We start from the raw sequence: 13,494 nt of genomic DNA, 5'->3' as shown, positions 1-13,494 counted from the left end.
CTCGCGCGCCCGACCGCGCGAAACCCTAGGCCATGACCACGCCCCCGCTCGCCCCCTACCCCGCCACCCGCCTGCGCCGCGTTCGCCAGGCCGACTGGACCCGCCGCCTGGTTCGCGAGACCGAGGTGCGCCCCTCCGACCTGATCTGGTCGATGATCGTGCATGAAGGCGAAGGCGTGATCCCGGTGGCTTCGATGCCGGGCGTCGAGCGCCTCAGCGTCAAGGACGCCGCCAAGGCCGCCGTTCGGGCCCGTGACCTGGGCATTCCGGCCATCGCCATCTTCCCGCATATCGACGGGGCCCGGAAGGACGCGACCGGCTCGATCGCCGCCGATCCGAACGGCGTCATTCCCCGCGCCGTTAAAGCCATGAAGGACGCCGCCCCCGAGGTCGGCATCATGTGCGACGTGGCCCTGGACCCCTTCACCGACCACGGCCATGACGGCGTGGTCGAGGGCGGCAAAATCCTCAACGACCCGACCATCGAGCGCCTGATCGAGCAGGGTCTGATGCAGGCGGAAGCAGGAGCCGACATCCTGGCCCCGTCCGACATGATGGACGGCCGCATCGGCGCCCTGCGCGCCGCCCTGGAGGGCGCGAACTTCCAGGATACGCTGATCATGTCCTACGCCGCCAAATACGCCTCGGCCTTCTATGGCCCCTACCGCGACGCCATCGGTTCAGCCAAGCTCAGCGCCGGCCAGGGTGACAAGAAGACCTATCAGATGGACCCGGCCAACACCGAAGAGGCCATCCGCGAGGTCGCCCTCGACATCGCCGAGGGCGCCGACATGGTCATGGTCAAGCCGGGCATGCCCTATCTGGATATCTTGCGCCGCCTGGTCGACGAGTTCCGCATGCCCACCTACGCCTTCCAGGTGTCGGGCGAGTACGCGATGATCAAGGCCGCCGGCATGAACGGCTGGATCGACGAGGAGCGGGCCATCCTCGAAAGCCTGACCGCCTTCAAGCGGGCCGGCGCGGCCGGGATCATCAGCTATTTCGCGCCCTGGGCGGCGGAGAAGCTGGGCTAGTGACCCGCCCCGGACCCGCCTTCAGCCCGGGCCGGTTCTATGGCGCTGTCGCGGTGGAGCACCAGTTGGCCGACGCCCGTGTCGCGCATCTGGCCGCCACCACCCCGCCTGAAGAGGTGGCCGAGCACAGCCACGACGACGCCCATTTCGTGCTGGCCACACGCGGCCGCTACCTAACCACTGCCCACGGAGACGAGAGCGAGGGGCCGGTGCTGGTCTTCAACCCGCCAGGCGTCGTTCATCGCGACCGCTTCGAGGGCGTGGACGGCTGGTTCATGGCGATCAGTGTCGAAGCCGAAGCCTGGCGCGACCTGACCAGTCAGTCGGGCGCCGCCGTCGACGCCCTGCGCCTGAGATCACCCCGGGCGGTCGGCGCCGCCCTGCGCCTGACCCGCGCCGCACTGTCCCGCGACATCGAGCGGATCGACCTGGAGACCCACGCCCTGGCGCTAACGGCCGAGGCCATGATCCCGGCGCGCCGCGAAAGCCAGAAGCGACCGGCCTGGCTGGACATCGCCGAAAGCTTCCTCGCCGACAGCTTCGACCAGCCGATCGGCATCGCCGAAATCGCCCGCGCCGCCGGCGTCCACCGCGTGCATCTGGCGCGCGGCTATCAGCGCTGGATCGGCGCCGCCCCGGGCGACCGGCTGCGGGCCCGTCGGCTGGAGCGGGCCGCCGACCTTTTGATGCACGGTCGCTCCGGCATCGGCGAAATCGCCCTACAGGCCGGCTTCTGCGATCAGAGCCATCTGAACCGGCAATTCCGCGCCGCCTATGGCGTGACGCCCGGCGAGTTCGCGCGGCTTTGCGGCCGTCGACGCCCAGATGTTTCCGCTGTCCAAGACGAGGCGCGCGAAGCGAGCTAACCGGGAGCTCAAGCGTAGGAGTACCCGTTTTGAAGCCTGTTTTGATCGCCGCCGCCCTGTTGCTGGCCGCGCCCCTTCCCGTCCTCGCCGCCGACAAGGACTGGCCGACCGCACCACCGGCCGCCGAGGGTCTTTCCGCCGACCGGCTGGAGGCTATGTCGGCCGCGATCCGGAAGGGCGATTTCCAGCAGATCACCAGCGTCCTGATCGCCCGCCACGGCAAGCTGGTCTCGGAATCCTACTATGATGACGGCGGGGCCGACGCCCGCCGTAACACGCGCTCGGCCACCAAGACGGTGACCGGCATGCTGGCCGGGGCCGCGATCGCCCGCGGCAAGCTGCCCGGCGTCACGGCGCCGATCCTGCCCTATCTGAAGGACCTGTCGCCGCTCGAGAACCCCGATCCGCGCAAGGCGAAGATCACGGTCGAGGATCTGCTGACCATGAGCTCGCTGCTCGAATGCGACGACGAGAACCAGTTCTCGCGCGGCAACGAGGAGCGCATGTATCTGATCGAGGACTGGCCGAAATTCTATCTCGACCTGCCGATCCGGGGCTTTCCGGCCTGGACGCCCAAGCCTGCGGACGCCCCCTATGGCCGAAGCTTCAGCTACTGCACCGCCGGGGTCACCACGCTGGGCGCGGTGGTCCAGAGCGCGGTGAAGACGCCCCTGCCCGCCTTCGCCGACGCGGCGCTGTTTGGCCCGCTGGGCATCGAGAAGCCGGAGTGGCAGTACTCCCCCACCGGCCTGGCCCAGGGCGGCGGCGGCCTTGGCCTGACCAGCCGCGACCTGCTGAAACTCGGACAGCTCTACGCCAATGGCGGGCGCTGGAACGGCCAGCAGATCCTGCCCGAAGCCTGGGTGAAGGCGTCCATCACGCCGCACGCCGAGGCGAGGCCCGGGACCGACTACGGCTATCTCTGGTGGCTGCAGACCTTTGCCGGTCACAAGGCCTGGCTGATGAACGGCAGTGGCGGCAACAAGGTAATCGTCATCCAGGATCTCGACCTGGTGGTGGTGATCACCACCACCAACTACAACGTCCGAAACTCTCACGGGATTTCCGACAAGCTGCTGGTCGAGCATGTGCTGGCGGCGATCGGCGGCTAAGGACAGCCATCTCCGCGCTTGCTAAGGCTGGGTCCATGACCCAGCCGACCATCGACATCGTCACCGCCGTCATCCGTGATGCGGACGGCCGGATGCTGGTGGTCCGCAAGCGCGGCACGGCGATCTTCATGAAGCCCGGCGGCAAGCGCGAGCCGGGCGAGGATGATCTGACGGCCCTGGCCCGCGAACTCGACGAAGAGCTGGGCTGCCGGCTGGTCGAGGCCACGCTGCTGGGACGGTTCGAGGCGCCGGCCGCCAATGAGCCGGACCATCGCGTTCGCGCGGCCACCTATCTGGCCAGGGTCGAGGGCGAAATCGCGGTGCGCGCCGAGATCGAGGAGTTGGCGTGGATCGACGTCGCCGCGCCGGGCGAGATCCGTCTGGCGCCGCTGATGCGGGTGGTGCTGGCGGCCCTCTAGGCGCCGCGCGCCGCCGCGTCCAGTCGCGCCTGCAGAATGCCCAGGGCCACTTCCCGCGCCCGGCCCGGCGGCTTGCCCAGCAGCTCGCCCAGCGGCGCGCCGAACAGACCCACTCCCAGGGCGTAGGTGACGCAGCCCAGGATGAAGTCGCCCATCACCTCGGCCGAGACGCCTTCGATATGGCTGATGCGCGCATCGATCACCTCCTGAACCGCGCCCCGAACACCGGTCATGCGGGCCGCCTCGCCGGTCAGCGCCAGCCAGGCGGCCAAACGCGCTGCGCCCTGGGCCTCAAAGGCGTCGAACAGGGCCAGCATGCCTGCGCCGGCAAAGGCCGCGCCCTGCCCCTCCGCCACGGTGATGGACAGAACATCGTCGACCAGTTGCCGGATCATCCGCTCCATCAAGGCGGTCTGAACGCCATCGATCGAACCGAAATGGTGCAGCACCGTAGCGTTGGCCACGCCGGCGCCCTTGGCCACCTCGGCCAGCTTGAGATCCTGCGGTCCAGAAGCCAGCAGGATCGCCTCGGCGGCAGCCAGGATGTTGGCGCGCGACGCCTCAGGCGAACGGCGGTGCCGGGTGCGGCAATCAGAATTCGCTATTGACATTTTTGTCGGTAAGGCCAATCTGCAACGAGGCTTGCAACGACAAGCCCTATCCCGAGGCAGGATTGAACGCTATGGCCACGCCACGCACCACCCCCGAAGACGTCACCGTCACCCCGCGCGACCTGCATTTCGACACTCAGGCCGTCGGAAAGGGCGCTTGGCTGGGGGGCGATGTTGTGGGCACCGCAGTGTTCAACGCCCTGTCCCTGACCTTCCCCGATGGCGAGCGCCTGTTCATGGACGCCGTGCGCCACTATCGGCCCAAGCTGTCGGGCAAACTGCTGGACGACGCCAAGGCCTTCATCACCCAGGAAGCCATTCACTCGCGCGAGCATGTGGCGATGAACGGCGGCCTCGACCGCGACCGCTATCCGGTGGCGGCGATTGAGGCGCAGGTGAAGGAGCGCACCGCCATGGTGCGCGGCCGCGGCCCCATGGCCATGCTGGGCGCGACCATCGCGCTGGAACACTTCACCTCGATGATGGCCGACTCGTTCATGCGCGAGGACGACCTGTTCAAGAACACTGATCCCGAAATGAAGCGCCTGTGGCAGTGGCATGCCCTGGAAGAGACCGAGCACAAGGCCGTGGCCTTCGACGTCTTCCAGGAAGTCACCAAGGGCTGGAAGCCGCTCGACCGTTACCGCCTGCGCGTCCGGGTGATGGTGCTGATCAGCATCATGTTCACCCGCAACATCACCATTTACGCCTCGGATCTGCTGGTCGCCGACGGCATGAAGCGCGGCGTCGCCCGCGCCAAGGTGCTGTGGTTCCTGTTCGGCACGCCCGGCCTCTTCCGCCGCTGCGCCAACGAATACTGGGCCTGGTATCGCCCGAGCTTCCATCCCTGGGACCACGACAACCGCGCGCGGTTGGCTGGCCTGCGCAACCAGTTCACGCCGGCTATGGCGGCGGAGTAGAGGCTACAAAAGGTTGTCATCCCGGACGAGCGCATAGCGCGAAGATCCGGGACCGACGCATGAACTCGGCGCTTGCAGCGGTCCCGGATCTGCACCCGGCGTTCGCCGGGCTTGTCCGGGATGACAACCGATTGTGGTCTCGCGGGGCAACCCTGCCGGCTTGAGTATCCTAGCGCCCGCCTACCGCTCGGTCGCCTTCAGGAACGCCGCCAGCCTGTCCTTCCAAAGCACCGCCCAGGTGTGGCTGCCGTGCCCCTTGGTTTTTTCGCTGATCGGCAACAGCACGAACGTGCCGTTCTTCAGCCGCCTGGCCTGGGCCTCGGCAAGGCCTAGCTCCGGCGGATTGATGAAGTCGTCGGCCGAATTGATCCACAGCACCGGCGCGGTGATGGTCTCCAGCTTCGGCGACGGATCATAGGTGCGGGAAGCGCCGACGGCATAGATCAGGTCATTGGCGTCCAGCGGCGGCAGCCGGGCGGCGAAGTAGTCGTCCACGGCCTTGTCGGCGGCCTGCCGGGTCGGGCTGGCGATCTGGGCGGGCAGCGGCGAGAGGCCGGCCACCATCAGCAGGCCCAGCGCCGTGCGCAGGCCCTCCATGGGTTGCTCGACATAGTCCCCGCCCTTCCAGGCTGGATCCAGCCTGATCGCGTCGATCAGCAGCTTGCGCCACATGCGGTTGCGACCGGCGATCTCGTTGGGCAGGCAGGCGAACGGCGCCAGGGCGTCGGCGAAATCAGAATAAGTCTCGCCCCAGACGAAGCCGTGCATGCAGCCCATCGACGTGCCCATCAGCAGCCGCAGGCGGTCGACCTTCAGGCCCTGGGTCAGCAGCAGATGCTGGGCGGCGACCATGTCGTCATAATCATACTGCGGAAAGCGCGCGTGCAGGCCATCGCTGGGCTTGGACGACTTGCCGTGCCCGATGCCGTCCGGAAGGATCACATAGTATTTGGCCGGATCCAGCAGGCCGCCCGGGACCAGCAACTCGTCGGCGAACTGCGGGCTGAGGAACTGCTTGCCCGTGCCGCCGGTGCCATGCAGCACCATCACGGCGTTGGTCACCCGGCCGCTGGCGTCGCGCTTGGGCTCGCCGAAGGTGGTGTAGTGCAGGCGCAGCTCCGGCAGCACCTCGCCCGAGCGAAACTTGAAGTCCCGAGTGACGAAGTCGCCCTCTTTGGGCGCGACGACCGGGGCGGCCGTGGCGGCCGGAGCCAGGAGCGAGGCGAAGGCCGCCAGGGTGATCGCGAGCTTGCGCATGAACTACTTCTCCAACCGTGCGACGAGACTGGACGTATCCCAGCGATGGCCACCCATGGCCTGCACCTCGGCGTAGAACTGGTCGATCATTGCGGTGCTCTCCAGTTTTGCGCCATTGCGACCGGCCTCCTCGAGCGCGATGCCCAGATCCTTGCGCATCCAGTCGACCGCGAAGCCGAAGTCGAACTTGCCCTGCGCCATGGTCGCCCAGCGGTTTTCCATCTGCCAGGATTGGGCCGCGCCCTTGGAGATCGCCGCCAGCACGTCGTCGGTGGGCAGGCCGGCCCGCTTGGCGAAGTGCAGCGCCTCGGCCACGCCCTGGACCAGGCCGGCGATGGCGATCTGGTTGCACATCTTGGTCAGTTGTCCCGTACCCACCTCGCCCATGCGTCGGATGGCCTTGGCATAGGCGTTGATGACCGGCTCGATCCTGGCGAAGGCCGCCGCATCGCCGCCGGCCATGATCGTCAGCTGACCGTTCACAGCCCCAGCCTGGCCGCCAGAAACCGGCGCATCGATGAAGAAGCAGCCGCTTTGCGCAGCCAGCGCCGCCATCTCGCGGGCCACGGTAGCCGAGGTGGTGGTGTGGTCCACGATCACCGCGCCCTTGGACAGCGCAGGAAGCGCGCGCGCCACAACGCCGCGCACGTCGTCGTCATTGCCGACGCACAGGACGACCAGTTCGCAACCGGCGACGGCGTCCTCGATGGTCTCGAAGGCCGCGCCGCCGTGCTCGACCGCCCAGCGCCGGGCCTTGTCGGGGCTGCGATTGAAGACGGAAACCTCGTGGCCGGCGGCCTTAAGGTGACCTGCCATCGGATAGCCCATCACGCCCAGGCCGATAAACGCCGTCTTCATGCGAAGCACTCCCTATGGAGCCTGCGATTTCGCCCGACAGCCTCCGCTTCGCAACCCCATCTTAACGTCCGCAGGGCAACTTCAGTTGAACAGGGTTAAGCAGGCTTAAGCACGATGGCCGTCAGCGGCGAACAGCCGATCATTATCAAGAAGGTCAAGAAGGTGGTCGGCGGCGGCCACCATGGCGGCGCGTGGAAAGTCGCCTACGCCGATTTCGTGACCGCGATGATGGCCTTCTTCCTGCTGATGTGGCTGCTGAACTCGACAAGTCCCGAACAAAAACAAGGTATTGCCGACTATTTCGCCCCGGCGAGCATCTCTTCGACCACCAGCGGCTCGGGTGGCATCCTCGGCGGCACCTCGCTCGGCGACGACGGCGCCAAGGCAGAGGGCAAGCTGTCGGTGGTCCAGCAAATGGCGCCTGAAGCTCCCGACCAAACCGACAAGGAAGGCCAGAGCTCGACGACCGCCAGTCTCGACTCGGCCAGCGAAGAGGCTCTTCGCGACGCCCTGGCCAAAAAAGAACAGGACAGCTTCGCCTCGGCGGCCCAGTCCCTGCGCCAGTCGCTGCAGGAAATGCCGGAACTGGCCGAGCTATCCAAGCAGATCATGATCGACCAGACCCCCGAGGGGATGCGGATCCAGCTGATCGACCAGGAAGGCCGTTCGATGTTCAAGGAGAACTCGAAGGAGCCCAACGACCGGGCCCGGATCCTGCTGCGCGCTGTGGCCAAGATCGTCAACCAACTGCCCAACCGGGTCACGGTGTCCGGCCACACCAGCGCCAACGCCCTGGGCCGCAAGAGCGACAGCGACTGGGCCCTCTCGGCCACCCGCGCCGACGCCGCGCGCCTGGTGCTGCGCAACGCCGGGGTCGGTGATGACCGTATCTACCAGGTCTCGGGCAAGGCCAATTCCGAACCTCTCTATGCCGACGATCCTACTCTGGCCGGCAATCGACGCATTTCGATCGTCTTGTTGCGAGAAAAGCCGGTGCTGCCCGATGGGCTGTGACGGTAAGCGGCGCGAGGCTTCGGTGACGCTTGCGAAAACGGGCGGCATGCCGCCTAATCACATGACGGCCAAAGGCCGCTGAACAGGGGACGGGCGCTTTCGTGACGCAGCATTTTCCGACGCGACAGCTTCGGTTCTTCCTCACGGCGCCGACCCCCTGCCCCTACTTGCCGGGCCGGGAGGAGCGTAAGGTCTTTGCTCACCTCCCGCTGTCGGATGGCCCCACGGTCAATGACAGCCTGACCCAGGTCGGCTTCCGTCGTTCCCAGAACATCGCCTATCGGCCGGCCTGCGAGACCTGTCGCGCCTGCCAATCGGCCCGCTCGCCCGTCGCCGACTACGTCTTCTCGCGGTCCGAGCGGAAGGTGCTGGCCCGCAATGACGACCTGGAACGGCATCTGGTGGAATCCGAAGCGACGCTGGAGCAGTTCGAGCTCCTGCGGCGCTACCTGCTGACCCGCCACGCTGACGGCGGCATGGCGGAGATGACCTGGCCCGACTATGTGGCGATGGTCGAGGACACGGCGGTCCGCACCCATCTGATCGAGTATCGCAGCCGCTCCATGGATCGAGGCCCCGGCGACCTGATCGCCTGCGTCCTGGTGGACGTCCTCGCTGACGGCCTGTCACTGGTCTACAGCTTCTACGATCCGAACATGACCAAGCGCAGCCTGGGCTCGTTCATCATCCTAGATCACATGGTCCAGGCCCAGCAGACGGGCCTGCCCTATGTCTATCTTGGCTACTGGGTCCCCGGCAGCGAGAAGATGGCTTACAAGGCCCGCTTCTCGCCCCTGGAAATCCTCAAGCCCGGCGGCTGGGCCCTGATGTCGGCCCGCGAGCGTGGCGCGCGGTCACCTCGGGTCCTGAACCTGCTGCGCGAAGCCGAGGACAGCGAGCTGGACATGAGCGACGCCCAGCCCGCCATCCTGCACGATCTCTAGAGCCTAGCGCGCGAAGCTGACGCCGCCGTCCACGGTGACGGCAGAACCCATCACATAGTCGCCGGCCCGCGAGGCCAGGAAGATCGCCGTGCCGGCCATGTCCTCGTCCGTGCCGATCCGGCCGGCCGGAATGGCTTTTGACACCGCTTCAGCGTGGTCGCGAGCGACCTTGTTCATGTCCGAGGCGAAGGCGCCGGGCGCGATGGCGCTGACGGCGATGTTCTCAGGCGCCAGACGCAGGGCCATGCGCTTGGTCAGGTGCAGAAGCCCGGCCTTGGACGCGCCGTAGGGATAGGTTTCCTCGCGGGCCACCGACTGGCCGTCGATCGAGCAGATGTTGATCACCTTGGCCACGCGGTCCTTGGCCGCCGCGCGCAGCGGGGCGATCAGGGCCTGGGTCAGGAAGAACGGGGTCTTCATGTTGAGGTCGACGACCTTGTCCCAGCCGCTCTCGGGGAACTCGTCGAACGCCGCGCCCCAGGCTGCGCCCGCGTTGTTGACCAGGATGTCGAGCTTGGGCTCGGCCTCAAGCAGGCGCTTGGTCAGGCCTTCGATGCCTTCCATCGTGGAAACGTCGCCCGGCAGCGAGATGCACTCGCCGTACTGGCTGAGCTCTTCAGCGGCGGCGTCGCAGGCGGCGGCCTTGCGGGCGGTGATATAGACGCGCTTGGCGCCATAGGTCAGGAAGCCCTTGGCGATCATCGCACCGATGCCGCGCGAGCCGCCGGTGACGACCGCGACGCGGCCTTCGAGCGAGAAGAGGTTGTTCATGGTCATGATCCCTTAGAAGCCGCGTGCGGCGGCCAGAGCGCCGAGACGCCCCGTGATGTCGTGGAACTGGGCGACGGTCTCGTCGATGATCTGCTGGGCTGTCTTGACCTCGTCGATAAGGCCGACGGTCTGGCCGGCCAGGGCCGGAGCCGCTTCCATGTCGCCGCCGAAATAGACGCCCAGGATGCCCTTCAGGGCGTCCGGCGGCATCAGGCCTTCATCGTAGATGGTCTTGGTGCGCTCGGACTTCAGGGCGCGGATGCAGGGGCTGGACTTCTTGTTGAGGATCCAGGTGCCGGTCTCCTTGCCGCCGGTGATCGCGGCCTTGTAGTTCTCGTGCACCGGGCTCTCGGCCGAGCTGACGAAACGCGTGCCCATCTGGATCGCCTCGGCGCCCAGAGCGAACGCCGCAGCCATGCCGCGTCCGTCGCAGATGCCGCCGGCCGCGATCAGCGGCACATCCACGCGGGCGCGGATGGCCTGCAGCAGGACCAGGGTCGACACCTCCTCGGGGTTCTTGAAGCCGCCGCCCTCGGCGCCCTCGACGACCAGGCCGTCAATGCCGGCCTCGGCGCATTTTACGGCCGCATCGACCGTGGGCACGGCGTGATAGACGACGATGCCGGCGTCCTTCAGCGGGCCGATGAACTTGGCAGGGCTGCCGGCCGAGGTGGTGACGAACTTCACCCCGCTCTCGCAGACGAACTTCAGCATCGAGTCGTCACGCAGGAACATGATGGGCAGGTTCACGCCGAACGGCAGGCCCGCCTCGGCCATCTTGCGGATCTCGGCCTTGCAGGTCTCGGTCTCGCCCGACGAGGTCTCGATGATGCCCAGCCCTCCGGCCCGCGACACCGCCGAGGCCAGGGGATAGCGCGCGATCCAGCCCATCGGCGCCTGGACGATCGGATATTTGGCCCCGGTATGGGCCAGGACGCGGTTGGTCTGGCTCATGGGATCAACAGCACGCGGCCGACGGCCTGGCGGCTCTCGATATAGGCGTGGGCGGCGGCGGCTTCCGACAGGGGGAAGGTCCTGTCGATCAGCACCTGCAGTTCACCGCGCGCGGCTTCCTCGATCAGGGTCTGGATCAGGTCATGCACCCGGTCGGTCATGATCTCGGCGCCCAGGAACACGCCCGACAGCCGGCGATTGCCGCCCATCAGGGACGAGACATCGACCTTCATCGGCTCGCGGCCGGCATTGCCGACCAGCGAGACCCGGCCGCGATAGCCCAGCGACAGAAGGCTCGACTGCAGGGTCGCGCCACCCACGGGATCGACCACCAGATCGACACCCTTGCCGCCGGTCAGCTTCATCACCTGTTCGACGGTGTCGTCGCGGCCATAGTTGATGCCATGGTCCAGACCAAACACCTTCAGGCGCTCCAGACGCGCGTCGCTGGAGGCTGTGGCCAGCACCGTCGCCCCGGCCCGCTTGGCCAGCTGGATGGCGGCGATGCCCAGGGCGCTGGCCCCGGCCTGGATCAGCACGGTCTCGCCGGCCTTCAGCTGGCCGTGACCAAACAGGCACTCATGGGCCGTGCCGAACGGCACCGGAATGGCCGAGGCCTTGAGGATGTCGAACCCTTCCGGGATCGGCCAGGCGTTGCGGGCCGGAACCGCGCGCAGTTCGGCGTGCGAGCCGAAGGCGTTCACAGTCACGACCTTCTGGCCGACCTTCAGGTGGGTGACGTCCGCGCCGACTTCGACGATCTCGCCGGCCGCCTGATAGCCCACGATGTGAGGGCTGCCCGCCATCGCCCCGCCGCCGCGGCTGAGGGTGTCGCCGCCCTCGATGCTGACGGCCTCGACCCGGATCACCACGCCAGAGGCATGGCAGACCGGATCGGCGACATCCTCATAGCGCAGCACGTCCGGCGAACCGGTTTGATAATAGACGGCGGCCTTCATGGCGCTCGCTCCCTGGTATTTTCTTGTTGTTTGACTTGGCTATTTCGAAGGGTCGACCAGCGCCTGATAGACCAGCTGCTGGCTGATATCGTCCAGATTGCGCAGGGCCGGATCGCCGTCCTTGTTGAGAATGTGGATCATGCCCAGAAAGAACAGGTCGTTCTTCGGGTCGATCCAGAACCAGGTGCCGGCCGCGCCGCCCCAGCTGATCGTGCCCTCGCCCGTCGGCGTGCCGGCTTTGGCCGGGTCGGTGATGACCATGAAGTCGAGACCAAAACCCTGACCGCGGCCATTCCGGAACGAGCCTTCCTGACCGGTCATGATGTTGTCGCCGAGGTGATTGCTGCCCATCAGCTTGATGGTGCTGGGCGACAGGATGCGCGCACCGTCCAGTTCACCGCCGTTGAGGATCATCTGCGAGAACCGGGCATAGTCGGCGCTGGTCGAGACCAGTCCGCCGCCGCCCGAGGCGACCACCGGCGGCTTGCTGATGTCCAGCACCATGAAGCCCTCAGCCGGGACCAGCTTCTGGACCTTGGGACCCCAGACATACATCGACGCCAGGCGATCAGCCTTGGCGGCCGGCAGATAGAAGCCGGTATCGATCATCTTCAGCGGCTCGAAGATGCGGGTGCGCATGAAGTCGGCCAGCGACATCCCCGATAGTTTCTCGACGAGGTAGCCCTGGATATCGACCGAGGCGCTGTACTTCCACTGCGCGCCGGGCTGACCAACCAGCGGCAAGGCGGCGATCTTGTCGATGAACTCCTGGCCCGTCTTGGCGCCCAGGACGCCGGTCGAGACATAGGCCTTGTCGACGGGGTTGTCCGGGACCAGGCCATAGGCGAAGCCCGCCGAGTGGCTCATGATCTCGCGCATGGTCGGCGGACGACTGGCCGCTTCGGTGATGAAGGTCCCGTCCGGGTTCTGGCCCTTGTAGACGCGCAGATTGGCGAACTCGGGGATATATTTGCTGACCGGATCGTCGAGGCGCCACTTGCCCTCCTCGAACAGCATCATCATCGCCACGCCGGTCACCGGCTTGGTCTGGCTGTAGATCCGGAAGATGGTGTCCTTGGTCATCGGCGGGCCATCGAAGCCCTTCTTGCCGTGGACTTCGAAGGCGACGACCTTGCCGTGGCGAACGACCATGGTGGTGACGCCCGGCAGATGGCCCTGATCGACGAGCGCCTGCATGCTGGCGTCGAGACGCTTCAGCCGCTCACTGGAGAAGCCGACGCTTTCAGGCGACGCGGGCGCGAGCGTGACCGACGGGCTGCTTTTGGGGGCCGCGAGAAGCGGCGCACCGAGCGCCAGATATCCGACCGCCAGAGCGGTCCCGATCAACCGACGTAAAGCCATTCCGTCTTTCCCCGAACACTTGTTTGAAGCGACCTTAGGGTGAATTCCGTCGCTTGCGCAGCCAGTTTTTCTCTAGGGACGCCACAACCGCAGCAGCCTTCTCGGCGATGGGCTCAATCGCATCCATCCACCAGCACCAGCTTGCTGTTGGTCGTCCTGTGACGCAGCTGAAAAAGCGGCTGAGCGTCCGGATCGGCGAGAAACGCCTGCGCCGCTTCGCGGGACGGAAACTCCAAGATGACCATACGCTCTGGCGCCCAGTCACCTTCAATGGCCGTCGGCAGATCTCCCCGCACGATGTATCGCCCGCGATGCCGGTCGATAAGCGCAGGGATTTCCGCGACATAGGGCATGAAGCCAGGAAAATCGTGCACCGAAAAATCCAGCACCAGATAAGCCTTCATCGTCGCCCC

General features: G+C 66.6%; 15 protein-coding genes. 7 read left to right on the top strand and 8 right to left on the bottom strand.

Annotated elements, in window-relative coordinates:
- The first annotated feature begins 32 nt into the window (after positions 1-32).
- The 4 genes from hemB to ACW17Z_RS00570 are packed head-to-tail and all read left to right on the top strand — an operon-like array spanning position 33 to position 3,431.
- Positions 33-1,034: a porphobilinogen synthase gene (hemB, locus tag ACW17Z_RS00585; protein WP_492057212.1), complete on the top strand. Its 1,002-nt coding sequence runs from the start codon at positions 33-35 to the stop codon at positions 1,032-1,034.
- Positions 1,034-1,900: a helix-turn-helix transcriptional regulator gene (locus tag ACW17Z_RS00580; protein ID WP_492057211.1), complete on the top strand. Its 867-nt coding sequence runs from the start codon at positions 1,034-1,036 to the stop codon at positions 1,898-1,900. The genes hemB and ACW17Z_RS00580 overlap by 1 nt, the downstream gene beginning before the upstream one ends.
- A 29-nt stretch (positions 1,901-1,929) precedes the next feature.
- On the top strand, positions 1,930-3,012 hold the full coding sequence (locus tag ACW17Z_RS00575) for a serine hydrolase domain-containing protein (protein ID WP_492057210.1): 1,083 nt from the start codon (positions 1,930-1,932) through the stop codon (positions 3,010-3,012).
- A 35-nt stretch (positions 3,013-3,047) separates the two neighbouring features.
- Positions 3,048-3,431 carry an NUDIX hydrolase gene (locus ACW17Z_RS00570; protein ID WP_492057209.1) on the top strand — a complete coding sequence of 128 codons (384 nt, stop codon included), beginning with the start codon at positions 3,048-3,050 and terminating at the stop codon, positions 3,429-3,431.
- Here the strand turns inward: ACW17Z_RS00570 and ACW17Z_RS00565 are convergent.
- Entirely contained in the window at positions 3,428-4,042 is a 615-nt protein-coding gene (locus tag ACW17Z_RS00565) for a TetR family transcriptional regulator (protein ID WP_492057208.1), read from the bottom strand. The two genes, ACW17Z_RS00570 and ACW17Z_RS00565, sit on opposite strands and share 4 nt — an antisense overlap.
- Before the next feature lie 71 nt (positions 4,043-4,113).
- On the opposite strand from ACW17Z_RS00565, the gene ACW17Z_RS00560 reads away from it, so the two are divergent.
- Complete coding sequence (locus tag ACW17Z_RS00560) at positions 4,114-4,962, top strand: metal-dependent hydrolase (RefSeq protein WP_492057207.1); 849 nt, start codon at positions 4,114-4,116, stop codon at positions 4,960-4,962.
- A gap of 180 nt (positions 4,963-5,142) precedes the next feature.
- Here ACW17Z_RS00560 and ACW17Z_RS00555 read toward each other — a convergent pair whose 3' ends face one another.
- Both ACW17Z_RS00555 and ACW17Z_RS00550 read right to left on the bottom strand, forming a co-directional pair.
- Positions 5,143-6,219 (bottom strand): alpha/beta fold hydrolase, encoded by a 1,077-nt coding sequence (locus tag ACW17Z_RS00555; RefSeq protein ID WP_492057206.1) that lies wholly within the window; start codon positions 6,217-6,219, stop codon positions 5,143-5,145.
- Positions 6,220-6,222: 3 nt separating this feature from the next.
- Positions 6,223-7,077, bottom strand: coding sequence for an NAD(P)-dependent oxidoreductase (locus ACW17Z_RS00550; RefSeq protein ID WP_419321326.1), 855 nt, complete (start codon positions 7,075-7,077; stop codon positions 6,223-6,225).
- 114 nt (positions 7,078-7,191) lie between these two features.
- On the opposite strand from ACW17Z_RS00550, the gene ACW17Z_RS00545 reads away from it, so the two are divergent.
- The gene (locus ACW17Z_RS00545) at positions 7,192-8,091 is read left to right on the top strand and encodes a flagellar motor protein MotB (RefSeq protein ID WP_419255634.1); all 900 of its coding nucleotides are present in this window, start codon (positions 7,192-7,194) and stop codon (positions 8,089-8,091) included.
- Between the two features lie 101 nt (positions 8,092-8,192).
- Complete coding sequence (locus tag ACW17Z_RS00540) at positions 8,193-9,035, top strand: arginyltransferase (protein WP_492057205.1); 843 nt, start codon at positions 8,193-8,195, stop codon at positions 9,033-9,035.
- A 3-nt stretch (positions 9,036-9,038) separates the two neighbouring features.
- On the opposite strand, the gene ACW17Z_RS00535 is transcribed toward ACW17Z_RS00540, so the two are convergent.
- The 5 genes from ACW17Z_RS00535 to ACW17Z_RS00515 form a co-directional block, all read right to left on the bottom strand.
- On the bottom strand, positions 9,039-9,806 hold the full coding sequence (locus ACW17Z_RS00535; protein ID WP_419255636.1) for an SDR family NAD(P)-dependent oxidoreductase: 768 nt from the start codon (positions 9,804-9,806) through the stop codon (positions 9,039-9,041).
- 12 nt (positions 9,807-9,818) lie between these two features.
- Positions 9,819-10,760: an NAD(P)H-dependent flavin oxidoreductase gene (locus tag ACW17Z_RS00530; RefSeq protein WP_492057204.1), complete on the bottom strand. Its 942-nt coding sequence runs from the start codon at positions 10,758-10,760 to the stop codon at positions 9,819-9,821.
- Positions 10,757-11,719: a quinone oxidoreductase family protein gene (locus ACW17Z_RS00525; RefSeq protein ID WP_492057203.1), complete on the bottom strand. Its 963-nt coding sequence runs from the start codon at positions 11,717-11,719 to the stop codon at positions 10,757-10,759. The genes ACW17Z_RS00530 and ACW17Z_RS00525 overlap by 4 nt, the downstream gene beginning before the upstream one ends.
- Positions 11,720-11,758: 39 nt before the next feature.
- Positions 11,759-13,081: a serine hydrolase domain-containing protein gene (locus ACW17Z_RS00520; protein ID WP_419321317.1), complete on the bottom strand. Its 1,323-nt coding sequence runs from the start codon at positions 13,079-13,081 to the stop codon at positions 11,759-11,761.
- 113 nt (positions 13,082-13,194) lie between these two features.
- A complete protein-coding gene (locus tag ACW17Z_RS00515) occupies positions 13,195-13,485 on the bottom strand; it encodes a DUF1330 domain-containing protein (RefSeq protein ID WP_492057202.1) in 291 nt (96 codons plus the stop codon).
- Between the last annotated feature and the right edge of the window lie 9 nt (positions 13,486-13,494).

It is taken from the genome of Caulobacter sp. GSs2, assembly GCF_058680895.1.
The sequence above is the reverse complement of the archived record's forward strand: the minus strand, read 5'-3'. Positions and strand labels throughout refer to the sequence as shown.

Excerpts from the sequence above, each read along its gene's own strand:
- ACW17Z_RS00520 (WP_419321317.1), bottom strand. The coding sequence starts at position 13,081 with ATGGCTTTACGTCGGTTGATCGGGACCGCTCTGGCGGTCGGATATCTG.
- ACW17Z_RS00570 (WP_492057209.1), top strand. The coding sequence starts at position 3,048 with ATGACCCAGCCGACCATCGACATCGTCACCGCCGTCATCCGTGATGCG.
- ACW17Z_RS00560 (WP_492057207.1), top strand. The coding sequence starts at position 4,114 with ATGGCCACGCCACGCACCACCCCCGAAGACGTCACCGTCACCCCGCGC.
- ACW17Z_RS00535 (WP_419255636.1), bottom strand. The coding sequence starts at position 9,806 with ATGAACAACCTCTTCTCGCTCGAAGGCCGCGTCGCGGTCGTCACCGGC.
- ACW17Z_RS00555 (WP_492057206.1), bottom strand. The coding sequence starts at position 6,219 with ATGCGCAAGCTCGCGATCACCCTGGCGGCCTTCGCCTCGCTCCTGGCT.
- ACW17Z_RS00525 (WP_492057203.1), bottom strand. The coding sequence starts at position 11,719 with ATGAAGGCCGCCGTCTATTATCAAACCGGTTCGCCGGACGTGCTGCGC.
- ACW17Z_RS00530 (WP_492057204.1), bottom strand. The coding sequence starts at position 10,760 with ATGAGCCAGACCAACCGCGTCCTGGCCCATACCGGGGCCAAATATCCG.
- ACW17Z_RS00515 (WP_492057202.1), bottom strand. The coding sequence starts at position 13,485 with ATGAAGGCTTATCTGGTGCTGGATTTTTCGGTGCACGATTTTCCTGGC.
- hemB (WP_492057212.1), top strand. The coding sequence starts at position 33 with ATGACCACGCCCCCGCTCGCCCCCTACCCCGCCACCCGCCTGCGCCGC.
- ACW17Z_RS00545 (WP_419255634.1), top strand. The coding sequence starts at position 7,192 with ATGGCCGTCAGCGGCGAACAGCCGATCATTATCAAGAAGGTCAAGAAG.
- ACW17Z_RS00565 (WP_492057208.1), bottom strand. The coding sequence starts at position 4,042 with ATGTCAATAGCGAATTCTGATTGCCGCACCCGGCACCGCCGTTCGCCT.
- ACW17Z_RS00550 (WP_419321326.1), bottom strand. The coding sequence starts at position 7,077 with ATGAAGACGGCGTTTATCGGCCTGGGCGTGATGGGCTATCCGATGGCA.